The organism is Actinoplanes sp. NPDC049118 (genome assembly GCF_040648555.1).
GTDB lineage: Bacteria > Actinomycetota > Actinomycetes > Mycobacteriales > Micromonosporaceae > Actinoplanes.
In genome coordinates this window covers 265,750-285,209 of record NZ_JBEZDY010000002.1, presented here as the reverse complement: position 1 = coordinate 285,209, position 19,460 = coordinate 265,750, and the positions used below count along the sequence as shown (strand labels likewise).

Genomic DNA, 19,460 nt, shown 5'->3' with positions numbered 1-19,460 from the left:
TCGTTGCCCGATGTAAAGACTTCTTAAACAATTACAGAGGTGTTACGTAGGCACCCGTGATACCGCCGTCGACGACGAACTGCGAAGCGGTCATGAAGGACGCGTCGTCGCTGGCCAGGAACGCCACGGCCGCCGCGATCTCCGCGGGCTCCGCGAAGCGGCCCATCGGTACGTGCACCAGGCGCCGTGCCGCGCGCTCGGGGTCCTTGGCGAAGAGCTCCATCAGCAACGGGGTCGCGACCGGGCCGGGGCAGAGCGCGTTGATCCGGATGCCCTCCCGGGCGAACTGCACGCCCAGTTCGCGGGTCATCGCGAGCACGCCGCCCTTGCTGGCCGTGTACGCGATCTGCGACGTCGCCGCGCCCAGCAGCGCCACGAACGACGCGGTGTTGATGATCGATCCCTTGCCCTGGCGCTGCATGTGCGGGATCGCGTACTTGCAGCAGAAGAAGACGCTTGTGGTGTTCACCCGCAGCACGCGCTCCCACGCGTCCAGGCCGGTGACCAGGATCGAGTCGTCGTCCGGCGGCGAGATGCCGGCGTTGTTGAAGGCGATGTCGACCCGGCCGTGCCGCTCGGCCACCCCGTCGAAGAGCGCCCGGACTGCCGCCTCGTCGCTGACGTCGCAGGCGACGAACTCCCCACCCACCTCATCGGCCGCCGCCTTGCCGGCATCCGCCGAGATGTCGACGCAGACGACCCTGGCACCCTCGGCGGCGAACCGGCGCGCGGTGGCCAGTCCGATGCCGCTGCCGGCGCCGGTGATGACGGCGACCCGATCCTGCAAACGTTCCACAGATGACCTCTCAGCTGTCCGTCGAGATGAAGACGTTCTTGACATCGGTGAACGACAGCAGCGCGTCGGGACCCAACTCGCGGCCGAGACCGGACTGCTTCATGCCGCCGAAGGGCGTCCAGTAGCGCACCGACGAGTGCGAGTTGACGCTGAGGTTTCCGGTCTCGACGCCCCGCGAGACGCGCAGCGCCCGGCCCAGGTCACGGGTCCAGATCGAGCCGGAGAGGCCGTACTCGGTGTCGTTGGCGAGCCGGATGGCCTCGGCCTCGTCGCGGAACGGCAGCACCGACAGGACCGGCCCGAACACCTCCTCGCGCCAGTGCGGGTCGCCGGCCGAGCGGGCGAGCAGCACCGTGGGCGGGAACCACCAGCCGTCGCCGGTGGGCGCCTCGCCGGCGAACGCGATCTCGGCGCCGGCCGTGTAGGAGGCCACCTTGGCGCGGTGCCCGGCGGAGATCAGCGGGCCCATGTCTGCCGTCTCCAGCGCGGGGTCTCGTACCCGGAACGCCTTGACGGCCGGCTCGAGCAGGGCGAGGAAGCGGTCGTACACCGAGTCCTGCACGAGCAGCCGCGACCGGGCGCAGCAGTCCTGCCCGGCGTTGTCGAAGACGCCGGCGGGTGCGCTCGCGGCCGCGCGCTCCAGATCGGCGTCGGCGAACACGACGTTCGCGCTCTTGCCGCCCAGCTCGAGGGTCACCCGTTTCACCTGGTCGGCGCAGCCCGCCATGATCGACTTTCCGACCTCGGTCGAGCCGGTGAAGCAGACCTTGCGCACGGCGGGATGGGTGACGAAGCGCTGCCCGACCACCCGGCCCTTGCCGGGCAGCACCGTGAAGACGTCCTCGGGAAGGCCGGCCTCGAGCGCCAGCTCGGCGAGGCGGATCGCGGTCAGCGGGGTCAGCTCGGCCGGCTTGAGCACCACGGTGTTGCCCGCGGCGAGCGCGGGTGCGAAGCCCCAGCCGGCGATCGGCATCGGGAAGTTCCACGGCACGATGATGCCGACCACGCCGAGCGGCTCGTGGAACGTGACGTCGAGGCCGCCGGCCACCGGGATCTGACGCCCGGACAGCCGCTCCGGCGCCCCCGCGTAGAAGTCGAGCACGTCGCGGACGTTGCCCGCCTCCCAGCGCGCGTTGCCGATGGTGTGGCCCGAGTTGCGCACCTCCAGGCCGGCCAGCTCCTCGATGTGCTCGCCCACCACCGCGGCGAAGCGCCGCAGCAGTCGCGCCCGGTCTCCCGGGGCGACGTGGCGCCACGAGAGGAAGGCGCGCTGCGCCCGCTCGATCGCGGCGTCGGTCTCGGCGAGTCCGTTCGACGGCACGGCCGCGAACACCGCCCCGGTCGCCGGATTGATCACATCGGTGCTGTCCACACGCCACCTCCCACGTTGATCATCACACGCTGCGGGTCACAGGCGCTCGAATCCCCGGCGTAGCTCCCAGTCGGTGACGGCGGCGTCGAAGGCGGCGACCTCGACCTTCGCCATGTTCGTGTAGTGCGCGACCACGTCGGCGCCGAACGCGTCCGCCGCGACCGGGCTCAGGTCCCACAGCTCGAGGGCGTCCCGCAGCGTGCCGGGCACCCGCGGCGCGGCGGCGTCGGAGTAGGCGTTGCCCCGGAACTCCTCCTCGAGCTCCAGCTCGTGCTCCAGCCCGTGCAGCGCCCCCGCGACCAGCGCGGCGATCGCCAGGTACGGGTTGACGTCGCCGCCGGGCACCCGGTTCTCCACCCGCATGCCCTGGCCGTGCCCGGCCATCCGCAGCGCGCAGGTGCGGTTGTCGACGCCCCAGCGCAGCGCGGTCGGTGCGAACGAGCCCGGCTGGTACCGCTTGTAGGAGTTGATGTTCGGCGCGAAGAGCAGGCTGAACTCGCGCATGGTGGCGAGCAGCCCGGCCACGACCCGCTGCCCGGTGACGCTCAGGTGTGCGGGCCCGTCGCCGAGCATCGCCGAGCGGCCGTCGTCGCCGCGCAGCGAGAAGTGGATGTGGCAGGAGTTGCCCTCGCGCTCGTTCGGCTTGGCCATGAAGCTGAGCGCCATGCCCTCCTGCGCGGCGATCTCCTTGGCGCCGTTCTTGTAGATGACGTGGTTGTCGGCGCAGGTCAGCGCGTCGGCGTAGCGGAAGGCGATCTCGTGCTGGCCGAAGTTACACTCGCCCTTGGCGCTCTCCGGCACGAGGCCGGCGCCGTACATCTCGTTGCGGATGCGGCGCAGCAGCGGCTCGACCCGGGCGGTGCCGAGCAGCGAATAGTCCACGTTGTACTGGTTCGCCGGGGTCAGGTTCCGGTAGTTCCGGCTGAAGGCCTGCTCGTAGGTGTCCTTGTAGAGCACGAACTCGAGCTCGGTGCCCGCGTAGGCCGTCAGCCCGTGCTCGGCGAGCCGGTCGAGCTGCCTGCGCAGGATCTGCCGGGGCGACGCGTAGACGGCCTCGCCGTCCGTGGTCGCGAGGTCCGCGAGGACCATTGCCGTGCCGGGCTGCCACGGCACCCGGCGCAGCGTGGCGAAGTCGGGCCTCATCACGAAGTCGCCGTAGCCGCTGCTCCACGACGACATCGCGTAGCCGTCCACCGTGTTCATGTCGACGTCGACCGCGAGCAGGTAGTTGCAGCCCTCGCTGCCGCCCGTCACGACCTCGTCCATGAAGAAGCGGCCGTGCAGCCGCTTGCCCTGGAGCCGCCCCTGCATGTCGGTGAGCGCGAGCAGAACGGTGTCGATGCTGCCGTTCGCGACGGCGACGTCCAGGTCCTCTAGTTCCATGGGAGAAGTCCTATCGCATCGGGCCGGCGTTCGGGGGCCGGACCGGCAGCCCGGCCCCCGCGTACCGATCACTCGGTCGGCTGGATCGGTTCCCCGTGCGCGGCCTTCTCGATCAGGTTCGACCTCGGGCCGGTGAACCACTTCCGGGCACTGGCGAACCACCAGACGGTGGCCGCGCCGACCACGACCAGCACGGCGACGATCGTGTAGTTGAAGGTGGTCGCCGTGATCGGGCTGGCCGTCGGCAGGATGAACAGGACACAGATGACGACGACCCAGACGATCGCTATCCAGCCGACCGGAGCGCTCCACTTGCCGAGGTTCCACGGCCCGGGCTGGAATTCCGGATTCATCCGGCGCAGCAGCACGGGACCGACGTAGGCGATGTAGAGCCCGATGACGGCGATGGAGGTGGCCGCCAGGTAGGCGGTGGTGTTCCACAGCGACGGCAGCACCAGCAGCGAGGAGATCGCCACGCAGAGCCAGATCGAGTTCGTCGGGGTGCCGGTGCGGGGGTTCACCTTCTTCCAGATCGAGGAGCCCGGCAGCGCGCCGTCGCGGGAGAACGCGTACGCCATCCGCGAGTTGGCGGTGACCGACGCCATGCCGCAGAACCACTGGGCGACCATGCAGATGAAGAGCAGGAAGGTGCCCGAGTTGTGCCCGACCGCGTCGATGAAGATCTGCGCGGGTGGTAGGCCGAGGGCGGTCGTCCGCGCGGTCTCGTAGTCCTGGATCGACCAGGTGATGGCGACGAGCAGGACGAATCCGGCGACCACCGAAACCACCACGGAGAGCACGATGCCCCGGGGAGCCGCCCGCGCGGCGTCGTGGGTCTCCTCCGCCACGTGCGCGGAGGCGTCGTAGCCGGTGTACGTGTACTGAGCCATCAGCAGACCGATGAGGACGGCGTAGACGCCGGCGCCGGCAAAGGTGAAGCCGGTCTCGTTGCGTACCTCGAAGAACACCTCGGAGATCGGCTTGTGCTGGTCGGGCAGCACGGTGAGCATCACCACGATGACCGCGACGCCGATCAGGTGCCACCAGGCGCTGACGTCGGAGAGCAGCCGGACCAGGCTCACGCCGAAGGTGTTCAGCAGGCCGTGCACCAGGATGATGATCAGGAAGATCACGAAGGTGCGGGCCTTGGTGACCTCCATGTCGAAGGTCAGGCTGAGGAACGCCGAGGTGGTGATGGCCGCGCCGAAGTCGATGGCCGCGGTGACGGCGACCTCGCCGAGGAAGTTGAACCAGCCGATGAACCAGGCCCAGGCGGCCTTGTTCTTCCTGGCGAGCGCGGCCGCCCACCAGTAGAGGGCGCCGGCGGTCGGGTATGCGGAACAGACCTCCGCCATCGCGAGCGCCACGAAGGTGACCATGATGCCGATGAAGAGCCAGCCGAGGGTGATGGCCATCGGCCCGCCCGCGGTCATCGCGATGCCGTACGACGTGATGGCGCCGGCCAGAATGGAGATGATCGAGAAGGAGACCGCGAAGTTGGAGAAGCCGGACAGTCGGCGGTGCAGTTCCTGCTGGTAGCCGAGCTGGGCGAGTCGTTCTTCGTCGGTGCTGGGTGCAGGGTTAACGCTCATTGCGACTCCCTTGACCGAGGGGCAGCTGTGACCTGGGCCACTGCTGTTCGGTGATGATCTACCCGGAGTGTTACGGCCGTCAATGAGCCGCGTTAATTGAGTTGTCCGGCGCGAAGGGCAACCCGCACACTCGTAGACATGTCAGGGCATCGAATCGCGGAGCGCGGCTCATCGCGCCGAATCTCCCGCGCGGCCCTGCCGGTGTTCTGAGCGCTGCGGAGCAGCGACCGGGCCCTCGGCAGGCCCGGCGAACACCCGGGGCGCCTCCGGCGCCCCACACCCGCGGCGACGCGGGGCGCGGTCACCTCTCTCTCGACGCGGCATCGCGCTGCGCCATGCGCCCGCCCCGCGTCGCCGCCCCATTCGCCCTAAAAATCTACAGCGGCGAGGCTAGAAATTCGCAGGTGACCGACCTAACATGGGGAGGGTCGGCAACGCACAGCCGACACGCAACTGGCAAGGACGCTGAGTTGGTTAAGGAGGACGAGATACCGCAGCAACGCGTAATCGCAACGTCCCCGACCCGACAAGAGGTGATCGCAGCCGATGCCCATCACTCAGCCCGTCCGCTAGCGGCACGCAGGCGGATGGACGGCGCCGACGACGGTCGGCCGCAGAATTGAACAGCCAGGGCCCCGGTAACCCGCCGGGGCCTTGGACTGTGTCCCGACGTTGACGAAAGGAAGCATGGGCACCGCGTTCGACGACGCCGACTTCCCGGCGTACACGATGGGTCGCGCCGCCGACATCATCGGCGTGACGCCGGCGTTCCTGCGCAGCCTGGGCGCGGCCGGCCTGATCGAGCCCGAACGCTCCCTCGGCGGACACCGCAGGTACTCCCGGCACCAGTTGCAGCTGGCCGTCCGGGTCCGGCAGCTGCTCGACGAGGGCATCCTGCTGACCGCGGCGTGCCGCATCGTGATGCTCGAGGATCGGCTGGCGGCGGCCCACCGCCGCATCGTCGCCCTGGGCGGCGTCCTCACGGCCGACGACGACGCCGACCTGCCCACGCAGACCCATCCGGACATCGCGATGACGAGGTATTACCCGTCGCCCCGCCCGGACCGCTCCGTGGCGCCCTGATCGCGCCGCCTGACTCCTCGGCGCGCGCCCGGACGGCCGCCGCGGTCGCCGGGTGCGCGAGCCTCGTGGGCGTACTGATCATGATCCTCGCACTGGTCGCCGCGCCCGGGTCGTGGCTGCGGGGATACATCAGCGAGGCCGGCGCCCCCGGGCTGCCGCTGGCCGCGCCGTACCGCCTCGGGCTGGTGCTGCTCGCCGCCGGCGCCGGGCTCCTCGGGCTCGCCCTGCGGCGCCGGTCCCGCCTCGTCGCGCTGCTGCTCGGGGGCGCCGCCGCCTTCGCCGCGACCTCCGGCGCCGTGCCCTGCAGCAGCCGCTGCCCGTTGCCGCCCTTCGAGCCGACGACCGCCGGCGACGTGGTGCACGCGGCGGCCACCATCGTCGCGTCGATGCTGCTTGCCGGCGCGATGGTCGCGGTCGCGGCCTGCCCGGCCCTGCGTCCCGCGCTCCGCCGGCCAGCCGCCGTCGCCGCGGCGCTCATCGTGCCGCTGGGTGGCGCGCTGGGCCTGATCATGCTGCTGGTCGGCCGCGGCCCGGTCGGCGCCGCCCTGGAACGGCTCGTCCTGCTCGTCGGCGTCGGCTGGCTCGTCGGCACGTCGCTGCTGACGGCGCTGCCGCGCACCCGCGGGCGCACGTCCCCGGCGCCGGCGCGGCGCGACGGGTCCGCGGTCCGCTGAGGTCAGACGACCCGGCGGACGAGGCCCAGCAGGGAACGCTCGACGTCCTCGATCGGGCGCTCCGGCTGGAACACCAGCCAGTCGACCGCCACGACCAGGCCCACCCCGAACAGCGCGGAGGCGGCCACCCGGACGTCGAGGTCCGCCGGCAGGTCCCCCGAGTCGACGCCCGCCCGGACGGTCTCGGCGATGGCCCCGATCGCCTCCTCCCGCAGCAGCACCAGGGTCTGCTGCCACTCCCGGTTGGTGCGCCACATCTCCGAGAGCAGCAGCTGCGCGAACGCCCGGTAGCGGCGGATGTACTCGAGCTGCGCCCGGATCAGGGCCGCCACCGCCTCCCGGGGCGGCAGGCCCTTTACCGCGGCGCGGAAGTCGTCGGTCAGCAGGCCGATGCCGTGCCGGAGCAGCTCCTCGAAGAGCGCCGTCTTCGAGGCGAAGTTGTAGTAGACGGTGCCCTTGGCGACCTTGGCCCGCAGGGCGATGTCGTCCACCGTGGTCGCGGAGAAGCCCTGCTCCGCGATCAGCTCAACCGCCGCCTCGAACAGGCGCTGCCGGGTGTCCTCGCGCCTGCGGGTCCTACCGTCCACGTTGTCAGATCACCAGCTCCGGATGCAGGGCGGACGGGGTCAGGCGGCGTGCCCGCCTGGCGACCGCCACGGTCAGGGCCAGCGCCCCGAGGCCGTAGCCCAGCAGCACCAGCATGCCCGTGATTACCGTACCGGCCGAGCCTCCATCGATCGCGTGCCGGAGGGCCCCGACGACGTAGGTCATGGGCAGCACCGGATGGATCGCCTGGAAGAAGCCCGGCGTGGTCTGCACCGGATAGGTGCCACCCGACGAGGTCAGCTGCAACATCAGCAGCGCCAGCGCGACGATCCGGCCGGCCGGGCCGAGCGCGGCGCCGAGCAGCTGCATGATCGCCGCGAATACCGCCGCGGTCATCAGCATCAGCGCGAGGGTGACCACCGGGTTCACCGGGCTCAGGCCGAGCCCGAACACCACAACGACGAAGAGCAGCAGGGCCTGCGCCAGCCCGACCGCCACCGCCGGCAGCAGGCCGGCGAGGGCGACCCGGTACGCGGGAGCGGCCGAGACGATGTACCGCCGGTTCAGCGGGCGCAGCACCATGAAGCTGATCATCGCGCCGACCCAGAGGGCCAGGGCCAGGAAGTACGGTGCGAAGCCGACGCCGTAGGTCGCGGCCGGGTGGCGCACCGTCCGGTCGAGACCGACGGGCTCGCTCAGCGCTTCCGCCCGTTCCGATGTGTCCTCGCCGTAACCGGGGATCTCCTCCGCGCCGTCCGACAGCCCGTCGGCCAGCTCGGCGGCGCCACCCTGCAGGTCGCCGAGGCCCGTGGCGAGCTGGTGACCGCCGGTGGACAGCTGACCGAGTCCACCGTTGAGCTGACGCGCGCCGGAGGCCAGCCGGTAGATGCCGCCGCGCAGGTCCGTGGCACCGGCCGCGGCGTCGGCGGCGCCGTTGTTCAGCCGCTGCGCGCCCGTCGCGAGCTCGCCGAGCCCGGTGGCCAGGTCGTCGATCTTCTTGCGGGCGGTGGCGACGTCGTCGGCCAGGCGCGGTGCGGCGTCCGCGACCTTGCGCGCCGTCACGGCGACATCGTGCAGCCGCTCGCTCAGGCCGTCCAGGTCGGCGCTGCGGATGATGGACTGCACCCGCTTCGCGGCGGCGACCAGTTCCCCGGCGGTCGCGCGCGCCTCGCCGATCCCGGGCGTCTCGTCGGGCAGGCCGTCCAGGTACGCCTTCAGCCGCTCGGAGCGCTCCACCGCGTCATCGGCGGCCGCGCTCAGCTTGCCGACGTTGCGGGCGAGCAGGTCGGCGCCGTCCGCGGCCTTGTTCGCGGCGTCCTCGATGCGCTTGGCGTTGTTGCGCAGCATCGGCTCGATCCGGTCGGCCGCGGTGTCGACCGCGCTAGCCAGCCGCTTGCCACCGGCCGCGGCCTGCTTCGTGCCCGAGGCGAGCTGTGCCGCGCCGGACCGCAGCGTGGCCAGCCCGTCGGCGAGGTCACCGGCGCCGCGCGCGGCGCTGCCGAGTCCGCCGGAGAGCTGCCCGGCGCCCCTGCTGGCGTCGTTGAGTCCACCCTCGAGCTTGTCGGCGCCCGAGCTCGCGTCGGTCAGGCCGTCGTCGAGCTTCCCGGCACCGTCGGCGGCCTCCCGCGTCTGCTTCTTGAGATCGGTGAAGCCGATCAGCATCTTGTCGAAGTAGCCGGTCTGCGCGCTCTTCGCGGCGGCGACCCGCACCTCCTCGAAGGCGGTACGGGCGAAGACGCCGGAGAGATAGTTCGTGGCGTCGTCGCTGAGCACGATGAGCTGCGCGGACTTCGGTACGGCGTCGGCGTCGGGCCCGGTGGTCAGGTTGGTGGAGAAGTCCCGCGGGATGCGGAGCGCGAGCTGGTAGCTGCCGTCGGCCAGGCCGGCCTCGGCGCCGCGCTCGTCGGTCACGTGCCAGTCGAAGACCTCGCGCTCGATCAGCTCGTCGGCGAGGTCCTGGCCGGCGTGCACCCTGGTGCCGTCGGTCGCGGTGGCGTGCACGTCCTCGACGACCAGGGCGGCGGGGATGTGGTTGAGGCGGCCGTAGGGATCCCAGAAGGCGTAGAGGTAGAGCGCGCCGTAGAGCAGCGGGATGACGGCGACGACCACGAGGGCGGCCGCGGGCAGGCGGCCGCGGAGGAAGCGGCGCAGCTCGAAACCGGCGAGCCGCACGCTGGACAACCTGGTCATGACTTCTCCTCGCCCCGCGCGTCTTCGTCTTCCGCGGTCTCTTCGTCTTCCGCGGTCTCTTCGTCTGTCGCGGCCGCCTCGTCTTCCGCGGCCGCTTCGGGCTCCGCGGCTGACTCGCCCTGAGCGGCCGGCTCGTCCTGCACGGCGGCTTCGGTCGGCTCGCCTTCGGCCTCCGGGTCCGGTGGCGGCGGCTCATCGCCACCGCCGGCCGGCGCGAGGAGTTCCGCGGCGGCACGGGCCACCCGCCGCTCGCGGAGCCGCGCGTCGTCGGCCTGTTCGAGCGCCGGGCCCGGCGGTTGCTCCGCGGCCCCGCCGAGGCGCACCGATGTGGACACCCGGGCCGGGTCGACCTCCCGGGCGGTCACCACGACCGCGATGCCGTCGGCGGCGACGTCGGCGAGCAGGCCCCAGAGCGACAGCGACTCGCGCCGGTCCAGTCCCTCGTCCACCCCGTCGAGCGCCACCACCCGCGGGTTCTCCAGCCGGGCCAGCACGAGCCCGAGCACCTGACGCTGATAGGGGCTGAGCTCGAAACCCTTCAGCGTCGGGTCGAGTCCGAGCAGCGGCACCTCCACGGCCTCGCGCGGCGACCGGCCGACCAGCAGCAGCCGCTCCCGGACGTGCTCGAGCACCGTCAGCACGGGCTCGGGCGAGGTCACGTCGGGCACGTAGCCCAGCGCGGCCGAGCCGACCACGCTGCCCGCCGACAGCTTGAAGCGCCGGGCGAGTGCGAGCAGGACCGTCGTCCGGCCGCTGCCCGGCGGGCCCACGACCGCGACGATCTCGCCCGGTTCAGCGGTGACGTCGAGATTGCGGAAGAGCCATCGGCGGCGGCGACGTACGCCCGCCCCGGTCGCGGTCAGCACCGGCATCAGACACCCAACTTTTCAAACTGACTGGTCAGTTCAAAAAACTTACCGGCGGACGCCGGTCGATGGCTGCCCCGGTGGTGGACCTCACGGACAAGACAGGGCAGTATCGGGACATGTCGACGCGCTGGGGCATGACCGTACCGCTGGGCGGGGTTCCGCTGGCCGATCACGCCGCGGTCTTCGCAGCCCTCACCGATGCGGGCTTCACCGACCTGTGGTCCTCCGAGGTCGCCGGCACCGACGCCTTCACCCCGCTGACGCTCGCGGCCGCCTGGCAGCCGCGGGCACGGCTCGGCACGGCGATCACCCCCGTCTTCACCCGCGGCCCCGGGCTGCTGGCGATGACCGCCGCCGCGCTGGCCGAGGCCGCGCCCGGCCGCTTCCAGCTGGGCATCGGCGCGTCCTCACCGGTCGTGGTCGGCGACTGGAACGCCGCCGACTTCACCAGGCCGTTCGCCCGCAGCCGCGACATGCTGCGCTTCCTGCGCGCCGCCCTGGCCGGCGAGCTGGTCGACCGCGAGTTCGAGACCTTCCGGGTGCGCCGCTTCCGGCTCGAGCGGCCGCCGGCCGCGCCGCCGGGCCTGCTGCTCGCGGCGCTGCGGCCCGGCATGCTCCGGCTGGCGGCGGCCGAGGCCGACGGCGTGATCCTGAACTGGCTGGCCGCCACCGACGTGTCCCGGGCGCTGGCCGAGGCGAAGTCGGACCGGCCGGGCTTCGACGTGGTCGCGCGCATCTTCGTCTGCCCGACGCGGGACGCCGACTACGCGCGCACGATCGGCCGCCGGATGATCGCGGCCTACCTGACGGTTCCGGCCTACGCGGAGTTCCACCGGTGGCTGGGGCGCGAGTCGGGGCTGGGTGCGATGTGGACGGCGTGGGCGGCGGGCGACCGCCGGGGCGCGCTGGCGGCGATCCCGGACGAGGTGGTCGACGAGCTGATCGTGCACGGCTCGCCCGAGGAGTGCCGCGACCACGTGGCCACCTACGCGGAGGCCGGCGTCAAGGTCCCGGTGATGGCCCTGGTCCCCACCCCCGAGCTGGAGAAGGCGGACCCGGCAACGGTCACCCGGCTGCTCACCAGGCTCGGCCGCGGCTAGGGCGTGTCCTAGAACAGCACCGTGGCGAAGCTGCCGTTCGGCACGAAGCCGCAGCGCGCATAGACCCGCCGCGCCGGCGTGTTGTAGTCGTTCACGTAGAGGCTCACGGTGGGCGCGACCCGGCGCAGCGCGTCCCGGACCACCGCAGCCATCGCGCCCGCGGCCAGCCCGCGGCCGCGGAACTCCGGGTCGACCCAGACGCCCTGCACCTGCGTGGTGCGCCGGGTGACGATCGCCAGCTCGGCCTTGAACACGACCCGGTCCCCGACGAACCGCGCGTAGGCGCGCTTGGCGCGCACCAGATCGGCGATCCGCCGCCGGTAGCCCCGGCCGCCGTCGTCCAGCAGCGGCGAGACGCCGACCTCTTCGGTGTACATCGCGACGGCCGCCGGGAAGAGCTGGTCGACCTCGCCGAGCTTCACCAGGCGCACGTCGGGATCCGGCATGATCGGCGCCTCGCGGTCGGCGACCAGCAGCGGCTGGTGCGGCCGCACGTCGCGCGCCGGCCCCCAATGGCCGCCGAGCCGGTCCCACAGCTCGAGCACCGCGTCCGCCCGCCCGATGATCGACGAACAGATCCGCGGTTCGGCGCCGAGCAGGTCCGCATAGGCGGCCACCGCCGCGGGAGTCGCGCACACCGGCACGAGATGCGCGCCCGACCAGCACACGGACTCGATCCGGCGACCGGTCCCGTAGCCGTAGATCCGGCCGTCGGACCGCCACCAGTTCAGCCCGTGGGCCGCCACACGCTCGGCGATCTGAGCACCGGCGTATGGGTCTTGGTCGAGGATCCGCTCGACCGCCGCCCGCTCGGACTCGCCGAGCTGGCGAATGGGCACCGTCAGCACAGCTATCAGATTGCCAGATAGCAGCCTTCACACGCCCCACCCGCCCCCTCGAAGAAAAGAAACCTTGCGGGCGACATGTTGCCGATATATCGTCTAACTATCGCCAACAGATCGGAGAAGATCATGCGGTTCGGACACATGCATGACATGCACGAGGGCCGCCGCCGCGGGTTCGGATTTCCGCCCGGCTTCCCCTTCGGACAGGGCGGATCAGGTGGATTCGGCGGATTCGGCGGCTTCGGCCCCGGCGGTCCGGGCGGGCACGGCCACCGCCGCGGCGGCCGCGGCAGCCGCCCCAACGTCCGGCCCGCCCTGCTCGCGCTGCTCCTCGAGCGGCCCATGCACGGCTACGAGATGATTCAGGAGCTGGAGAGCCGCACCGGCGGCATCTGGCGCCCCAGCCCGGGCTCGGTCTACCCGACCCTGCAACTGCTCGAGGACGAGGGCCTGATCGAGGCCGAGGCCACCGGCGGCCGCAAGCGCTTCACGCTCACCGACGCCGGCCGCGCGGAGGCCATCGCCGCGGCGGAGAACCCACCGTGGGCCCAGTTCAGCAACGACACCATGTCCCAGGTGCAGGACTTCCGCGACGCGGCGATCGGCATCATGGACGCCCTGCGCCAGGTGGGCTTCAACGGCACGCCGGAGCAGCGCCAGCGGGCCCTGGAGATCCTGAACGAGACCAAGCGCAAGCTCTACGCCGTCCTCGCCGACGGCGAGTGACCCCTTCTTAGTCGTGGTCCAGGCCCCGTCGTTGGTCCGGCGCCTTCTTCAGTACGGCGCGAGGGCCACCACAACCGCAACACCGTCGCCCGCCCGCACACCAGAACCGGGCGCCGACAGGCCACCGCCCGCCCCGGCCATCCCGCGCCACGACGCCGCGGACGCCCGGGCCGGGTGGGGTGCCGTCACCTCACCGCAACCCATCGACCCAACCCGGCAGCCGGACCGAACCGCCGTCGAGCCATTCGAGCGACCGGCCGGTTCAGCCCGGCGGCTGGGCCACGGCCCGGACCGGCGACTGGCCCTGAGCCTGGAGGCGGTTGCCGGTGTTGCGGTTGGGCACGGCCGTAGCCGTACCGGATGATCGGTTCGGTCAGGGTGGTCAGTGGACCGTGACGGTCGCGCCTGGGAGGAGTTCGCGGAGTTCGTCCGGGAGTTCCGCGCCCATCTCGTCGGCGAGGCGCAGGGCCTCCTCGACCAGGGTCTCGACGATGATCGACTCCGGGACCGTCTTGATGACCTGGCCCTTGACGAAGATCTGCCCCTTGCCGTTGCCGGAGGCCACGCCGAGGTCGGCCTCGCGCGCCTCGCCCGGGCCGTTGACGACGCAGCCCATGACCGCCACCCGCAGCGGCACCGGGAACCCTTCGAGCGCCGCCGTGACCTGCTCGGCGAGCGTGTAGACGTCGACCTGCGCGCGGCCGCACGAGGGGCAGGAGACGATCTCGAGGCCGCGCTCACGGAGGCCGAGCGACTCCAGAATCCCCTGGCCGACCTTGATCTCCTCGACCGGCGGCGCGGAGAGCGACACCCGGATGGTGTCGCCGATGCCCTCGGCAAGCAGCGCGCCGAACGCCACCGCGCTCTTGATCGTGCCCTGGAACGCCGGGCCGGCCTCCGTCACGCCGAGGTGCAGCGGGTAGTCGCACTGCTCGGCCAACTGCCGGTACGCCCGGATCATCACGACCGGGTCGTTGTGCTTGACCGAGATCTTGATGTCGCGGAAGCCGTGCTCCTCGAAGAGGGAGCATTCCCAGAGCGCCGACTCGACCAGGGCCTCGGCCGTCGCCTTGCCGTACTTCTCCAGCAGGCGCTTGTCGAGCGAGCCCGCGTTCACGCCGATGCGGATCGGGACGTTCGCGTCCCCCGCGGCCTTGGCGATCTCCTTGACCTTGTCGTCAAACTGGCGGATGTTGCCCGGGTTGACCCGGACCGCCGCGCAGCCGGCGTCGATCGCCGCGAAGACGTACCGCGGCTGGAAGTGGATGTCCGCGATCACGGGGATCTGCGACTTCTTCGCGATCGCCGGCAGCGCCTCGACGTCGTCCTGCGACGGCACCGCGACCCGGACGATCTGGCAGCCCGCGGCGGTGAGCTCGGCGATCTGCTGGAGCGTCGCGTTGACGTCGGAGGTCAGCGTCGTGGTCATCGACTGAACGGAGACCGGCGCGCCACCGCCGACCGGGACGTTGCCGACCATGATCTGGCGGCTCAGCCGACGGACGGCCAGCGGCGGCGGCGGAACGGCCGGCATACCGAGACTGACAGCGGTCATTTACGCACTCTCACTTCGAGAAGATCGTGATCGGGTTGATCACATCGGCCGTGGCGGTCAGCAGCGTGAACGCGCCACCGACCAGGATGACGACGTAGGTCAACGGCATCAGCTTGAAGTAGTCCACGCGGCCCGGATCGGGGCGGTCCAGCTTGGCGTAGAGCCACGAGCGCACCCGCTCGTACCAGGCGATGGCGATGTGGCCGCCGTCCAGCGGCAGCAGCGGGAGCAGGTTGAAGATGCCGATGAAGACGTTGAGCGAGATGAAGATCATCAGGAAGAGCTCCGGCACGCCGCGCTCGATCGCCTCGCCGCCGAGGCGGCTGGCGCCGATGACGCTGATCGGGGTGTTCGGATCGCGCTCGTCGCCGGTGATCGAGCGCCAGAGCGCCGGGATCTTCTCCGGGATCCGCTTCATGGCCACGAACGAGCCCTCGACCAGGCTCCAGTCGTAGCGCAGGCTGGCGCCGATGCCGTCGACCGGGCCGTAGGTGACCATGCCCGGCATGTCGATCTTCTGGGCGATGCCCACCACCGAGACCTTGGCGACCGGGCCCTTCGGGTCGTCGAGCGGCGGGCGCTGCGCCTCGATCAGGGTCACGGTGGTCTTGCCGGCCACGCCGTCGCGGGTGTACTCGAACGTCGTCGGCCCGGCCTTCGCCGCCCGGATCACGTCGGTGAGCTGGCCGTAGCTGGTGATCGGGGTGGTGTCGACCTTGGTGATCACGTCACCGGTACGCAGCCCCGCCGCGGCCGAGGGCGCCGCCACGGCGCCGTTGACGCCGACCTTGCACTCCTGCTTGTCGATGACGATCTGCACGCAGTCGGCCACGTTGATCTGGGCCGGCAGCACCCGCTCCTGCGCGATGGTCGTCGGCCGGTCGGGGTTGGGCAGGCCGACGAAGACCGCGGCGCACCACGCGGCGACGATGGCCAGGGCGAAGTGGGTCGCGGAGCCGGCCGACATCACCACCGTGCGCTTCCACACCGGGTAGCGCCACATGGCCCGCGGCTGGTCCTCCTCCGCGACGTCGTCGTCCTGCGGGGTCATTCCGACGATCTTGCAGAAGCCGCCGAGCGGGATGGCCTTGAGGCCGTACTCGGTCTCGCCGCGGTGGAAGGAGAAGATCGTCGGGCCGAAGCCGACGAAGTACTTGGTCACCTTCATGCCGAACCGCTTGGCCGTGATCATGTGGCCCAGCTCGTGCAGGCTGACCGAGATCAAAATCGCCAGCGCGAAGGCCGCCGTTCCCAACCAGTACAGCATCAGGCTCCTTCAGCCGCCGTCGCGATCATCCGTTGTGCCTGGGCACGCGCCCAGGCCTCCGCGGAAAGCACCTCATCGACGGTACCCGGTTCGTCGAAGTCGGGGGCCGCCGCGAGCACCGCCCCGAGGGTGTCGACGATGCCCAGAAAAGGTAGCCGACCGGAAACGAACGCGGCCACACACTCCTCGTTCGCCGCGTTGTAGATGGCCGGCCGGCAGTGGCCAGCCTCACCTGCCGCCTTGGCCAGCCGCACCGCGGGGAACGCCTCACCGTCGAGCGGGCGCAGCTCCCAGTTGTGCGCCAGGGTCCAGTCGACGGACGCCGCGGCGTCCGGCACCCGGTCCGGCCAGGCCAGCGCGAGGGCGATCGGCAACCGCATGTCGGGCGGGCTGGCCTGCGCCAGCGTCGACCCGTCGACGAACTCGACAAGCGAGTGCAGCACCGACTGCGGGTGGACCATGACCTCGATCGCGGAGTACGGCACGCCGAACAGCTCGTGCGCCTCGATCACCTCGAGCCCCTTGTTCACCATGGTGGCCGAGTTGATCGTGACGACCGGGCCCATGTCCCACGTCGGGTGCTTGAGCGCCTCGTCCGGTGTGACGTTCGTCAGCTCGGACCGCCGCCGGTCTCGGAAGGCGCCCCCGCTGGCCGTCAGGATCAGCCTGCGCACCTCGGCGGCGGACCCGCCGAGCAGGCACTGCGCCAGCGCGGAGTGCTCGGAGTCGACGGGCACGATCTGCCCCGGCCGCGTCATCGCGGCCTTGACCAGCGGGCCGCCGGCGACGAGGGACTCCTTGTTGGCGAGCGCGAGGGTACGCCCGCAGCGCAGCGCCGCCAGCGTTGGCGCGAGCCCGAGACTGCCGACGACCCCGTTGAGCACCACGTCGCAGGGCCACTGCGCGAGCTCGGTCATCGCGTCCGGCCCGGCGACGATCTTCGGCAGCTTGAAGTCGCCGGTGGCCCAGCCCCGCTGCTGCGCCTCGGCGTAGAACGCGAGTTGCAGGTCCTGCACGGCGCTGGAGTACGCGACCCCGACGACGTCGACCTCGAGCTCGAGCGCCTGGGCCGCGAGCAGTTCGACGTTGCCGCCCCCGGCGCCGATCGCCACGACCCGGAACTTGTCCGGATTGCGCCGCACGATGTCGATGGCCTGAGTACCGATGGACCCGGTGGACCCGAGCAGGACTAGCTCACGCATGGACACCATCTTCCTCTGCCGGCGCCAGGAGCCGGCGGGGCGTACCCGGCGTCTGCGCGGGACGCCGCCTGCTAGGCGTGCGCGGCTTCGAGCTCCGGCGCCGGCTGCGGCGCCGGCTCCGTCTCGTGGATCCCGTAGCGGCCGTAGAAGCGGCCGAGCGGGCCCGGCGCCCACCAGTTCCAGCGGCCCAGCAGCCGCATCGTCGCCGGGACCAGCAACGCCCGGACCAGCGTCGCGTCCACGATGATCGCCACGATCATGCCGACGCCGATGGTCTTGATGACCGTCACCTCGCCGGTGGCGAAGCCCGCCACCACCGTGATCAGCAGCAGCGCCGCGGCCGTGATGATGCCGCCGGTGCGTTGCAGCCCGGAGGCGACCGCGACCGGGTTGTCGCCGGTGGCGTCCCACTCCTCGCGGACCCGCGACAGCAGGAACACCTCGTAGTCGGTGGCCAGGCCGAACAGCACGGCGAGCACGAGGATCATGTTGCTGGGCTCGATGTAGCCGGTCGACTCGAAGTTCAGCGGGCCCTCGAGGTGGCCGTCCTGGAAGATCCAGACGACCACGCCGAAGGAGGCGCCGATCGAGACGAGGTTCATCAGCACCGCCTTGATCGGCAGCAGCACCGAGCCGAAGGCCAGGAAGAGCAGCACGATCGTGGCCAGCGCCATGATCAGCGCCATCCAGGGCAGCCGGTCGGCCAGGCTCTCCAGCAGGTCGAGGTCGATCGCCGGCCGGCCGCCGACCAGAACCTCGGTCCCGGCCGGCGGGGTGAGGTCGCGGATCGCCGAGACGATGTCCCGGGACTCGCCGCGCGACAGCGTGCCGGGGTAGGTCACGGTGATCAGCGACGAGTCGCCGCGCTCGGCGGTGACCGCGGCGCCGGTGACGTCCGGGAGGTCCGCGATCCGTCCGGCCAGCGCGTCGGCGGGCCCGCCCGTCACCAGTACGTTGATCGGGTTCTCCCCGCCGCCCGGGAAGCCGGCGTTGAGCCGGTCGCCGACGATGCGCGCCGGGGTGTCGGCGGGTAGCACCCGTTCGTCGAAGCCGCCGAACTCGACCCGCAGGAACGGCGCCGCGAAGGCGGCCAGCACCACGAGCACGCCGACGACGTACGGCGCCGGGCGGCGCATGACGCTGTGCGCGAGCCTCGCCCAGCCCGCGCCGGGCCGGGACCGCCGCGGTAGCGGGATGCGCAGCATGTCGACCCGGTGGCCCAGCAGCGAGAGCGCCGCGGGCAGCACGGTCAGGGCGGCGATCATCGCGACCAGCACGGCGGCCATGCCGCCGATCGCCATGCCGCCGAGGAAGGGCTGCGGAAAGATCAGCAGGCTGGAGAGCGCCAGGACGATGGTGAGTCCCGAGACCACGACGGTGCGGCCGGCGGTCGCGACCGTGGTGCGGATGGCGGCGGGCACGTCCTTGCCGGTCGCCAGCTCCTCGCGGAAGCGGCTCACCACGAACAGCGAGTAGTCCACCGCCATGCCGAGGCCCAGCAGCGTGATCACGTTGATCGCGAAGACCGAGATGTCGGTGACGTAGGTCAGCGCGCGCACCGCCACGAACGCGCCGAGGATCGCGATGCCGCCGATGAGCAGCGGCGACAGGGCGGCGACGAGGCCGCGGAAGATCAGCACTAGCAGCACGAAGAGCACCGGCAGGGAGAAGACCTCCGCCCTGGTGATGTCCTTCTCGGTCTGCGTGTTGGCCTGGTCGGTGAAGGCGACGAGGCCGCCGACCCGCGTGGTCAGCCCGGGCACCGCGAAGTCGGGCTCGATCCGGTGGTATGCCGCCGCCTTGCCGTCCTCGTCCGCCGCAGCGAGGAAGACGGCCGCATAGGTGGCGCGCCGATCGGTGCTGACCAGGGCGGGCGACGAGTTCTCGTCGGTGTACGCGGCCACCTGCGCGACCTCCGGGCGGGCGCGCAGGCTCGTGACCGCGCCGGCGACCGCATCGCGGAGGGCCGCGTCGGTCACCGGGAGGCTGTCGCTGGACCAGAGCACGACCAGATCGGGCTCGCCCCGGCCCAGCCGCTCGGCGACGGCCGCGGCCCGGTTGGACTCGCTGGCCGGGTCGTCGTATCCCCCGCCGGTGAGCGCGCCGAACACCCCGGCGCCCCAGGTCGCGCCCGCGACGACGACCGCGAGCCCGGCCGCGACCACCCACCAGCGAAGCCGGACGACCGCTCTGCCCCACCAGCCGAACATCTGCCTGCTCCCGCGTGGAGGTCGGAGTCGCTTGGAATTTCGGTATTTAT

Annotated in this window: 16 protein-coding genes; 4 read left to right on the top strand and 12 right to left on the bottom strand. The window is 71.5% G+C overall.

All coding sequences use genetic code 11. The features are described from left to right. Positions 1 to 31 precede the first annotated feature (31 nt). The 4 genes from AB0B58_RS03845 to AB0B58_RS03830 form a co-directional block, all read right to left on the bottom strand. Positions 32 to 841 carry a 3-oxoacyl-ACP reductase gene (locus AB0B58_RS03845; protein ID WP_360216957.1) on the bottom strand — a complete coding sequence of 270 codons (810 nt, stop codon included), beginning with the start codon at positions 839 to 841 and terminating at the stop codon, positions 32 to 34. Further along, positions 807 to 2,168 (bottom strand): aldehyde dehydrogenase family protein, encoded by a 1,362-nt coding sequence (locus tag AB0B58_RS03840; protein WP_360216954.1) that lies wholly within the window; start codon positions 2,166 to 2,168, stop codon positions 807 to 809. Before AB0B58_RS03840 ends, AB0B58_RS03845 begins: the two co-directional genes overlap by 35 nt. A 36-nt stretch (positions 2,169 to 2,204) precedes the next feature. Beyond that, positions 2,205 to 3,551: a glutamine synthetase family protein gene (locus AB0B58_RS03835; RefSeq protein WP_360216951.1), complete on the bottom strand. Its 1,347-nt coding sequence runs from the start codon at positions 3,549 to 3,551 to the stop codon at positions 2,205 to 2,207. A gap of 68 nt (positions 3,552 to 3,619) precedes the next feature. Further along, entirely contained in the window at positions 3,620 to 5,143 is a 1,524-nt protein-coding gene (locus AB0B58_RS03830) for an amino acid permease (protein WP_360216948.1), read from the bottom strand. Positions 5,144 to 5,830: 687 nt separating this feature from the next. Between AB0B58_RS03830 and AB0B58_RS03825 the strand changes: the two genes are divergently transcribed. Together AB0B58_RS03825 and AB0B58_RS03820 are read left to right on the top strand one after the other, a co-directional pair. Next, a complete protein-coding gene (locus AB0B58_RS03825) occupies positions 5,831 to 6,226 on the top strand; it encodes a MerR family transcriptional regulator (RefSeq protein ID WP_360216945.1) in 396 nt (131 codons plus the stop codon). Positions 6,227 to 6,291: 65 nt separating this feature from the next. Then, a complete protein-coding gene (locus tag AB0B58_RS03820; protein WP_360216942.1) occupies positions 6,292 to 6,900 on the top strand; it encodes a DUF998 domain-containing protein in 609 nt (202 codons plus the stop codon). 2 nt (positions 6,901 to 6,902) lie between these two features. Here AB0B58_RS03820 and AB0B58_RS03815 read toward each other — a convergent pair whose 3' ends face one another. From AB0B58_RS03815 to AB0B58_RS03805, 3 genes are read right to left on the bottom strand one after another with little or no spacing between them, the layout of a single operon-like run. Further along, on the bottom strand, positions 6,903 to 7,487 hold the full coding sequence (locus AB0B58_RS03815; RefSeq protein WP_360216939.1) for a TetR family transcriptional regulator: 585 nt from the start codon (positions 7,485 to 7,487) through the stop codon (positions 6,903 to 6,905). Positions 7,488 to 7,491: 4 nt separating this feature from the next. Continuing rightward, on the bottom strand, positions 7,492 to 9,636 hold the full coding sequence (locus tag AB0B58_RS03810) for a YhgE/Pip domain-containing protein (RefSeq protein WP_360216936.1): 2,145 nt from the start codon (positions 9,634 to 9,636) through the stop codon (positions 7,492 to 7,494). Then, positions 9,633 to 10,508 (bottom strand): ATP-binding cassette domain-containing protein, encoded by an 876-nt coding sequence (locus AB0B58_RS03805; protein ID WP_360216933.1) that lies wholly within the window; start codon positions 10,506 to 10,508, stop codon positions 9,633 to 9,635. Before AB0B58_RS03805 ends, AB0B58_RS03810 begins: the two co-directional genes overlap by 4 nt. Before the next feature lie 113 nt (positions 10,509 to 10,621). Here AB0B58_RS03805 and AB0B58_RS03800 point away from each other — a divergent pair, with 113 nt between their 5' ends. After that, positions 10,622 to 11,605 (top strand): LLM class F420-dependent oxidoreductase, encoded by a 984-nt coding sequence (locus AB0B58_RS03800; RefSeq protein WP_360216930.1) that lies wholly within the window; start codon positions 10,622 to 10,624, stop codon positions 11,603 to 11,605. 8 nt (positions 11,606 to 11,613) lie between these two features. Here AB0B58_RS03800 and AB0B58_RS03795 read toward each other — a convergent pair whose 3' ends face one another. After that, on the bottom strand, positions 11,614 to 12,453 hold the full coding sequence (locus tag AB0B58_RS03795) for a GNAT family N-acetyltransferase (protein ID WP_360216927.1): 840 nt from the start codon (positions 12,451 to 12,453) through the stop codon (positions 11,614 to 11,616). Between the two features lie 138 nt (positions 12,454 to 12,591). Here AB0B58_RS03795 and AB0B58_RS03790 point away from each other — a divergent pair, with 138 nt between their 5' ends. Continuing rightward, positions 12,592 to 13,176, top strand: coding sequence for a PadR family transcriptional regulator (locus AB0B58_RS03790; RefSeq protein WP_360216922.1), 585 nt, complete (start codon positions 12,592 to 12,594; stop codon positions 13,174 to 13,176). Positions 13,177 to 13,558: 382 nt separating this feature from the next. On the opposite strand, the gene ispG is transcribed toward AB0B58_RS03790, so the two are convergent. The 4 genes from ispG to AB0B58_RS03770 all read right to left on the bottom strand — a co-directional run bounded on the left by ispG (position 13,559) and on the right by AB0B58_RS03770 (position 19,410). Continuing rightward, a complete protein-coding gene (gene ispG / locus AB0B58_RS03785) occupies positions 13,559 to 14,731 on the bottom strand; it encodes a flavodoxin-dependent (E)-4-hydroxy-3-methylbut-2-enyl-diphosphate synthase (RefSeq protein ID WP_360216919.1) in 1,173 nt (390 codons plus the stop codon). A 10-nt stretch (positions 14,732 to 14,741) separates the two neighbouring features. Beyond that, positions 14,742 to 15,998 (bottom strand): site-2 protease family protein, encoded by a 1,257-nt coding sequence (locus tag AB0B58_RS03780; protein WP_360216917.1) that lies wholly within the window; start codon positions 15,996 to 15,998, stop codon positions 14,742 to 14,744. Beyond that, entirely contained in the window at positions 15,998 to 17,209 is a 1,212-nt protein-coding gene (dxr, locus tag AB0B58_RS03775) for a 1-deoxy-D-xylulose-5-phosphate reductoisomerase (protein WP_360216914.1), read from the bottom strand. Before dxr ends, AB0B58_RS03780 begins: the two co-directional genes overlap by 1 nt. Positions 17,210 to 17,271: 62 nt before the next feature. After that, positions 17,272 to 19,410 carry an MMPL family transporter gene (locus AB0B58_RS03770; protein WP_360216910.1) on the bottom strand — a complete coding sequence of 713 codons (2,139 nt, stop codon included), beginning with the start codon at positions 19,408 to 19,410 and terminating at the stop codon, positions 17,272 to 17,274. Positions 19,411 to 19,460 lie beyond the last annotated feature (50 nt).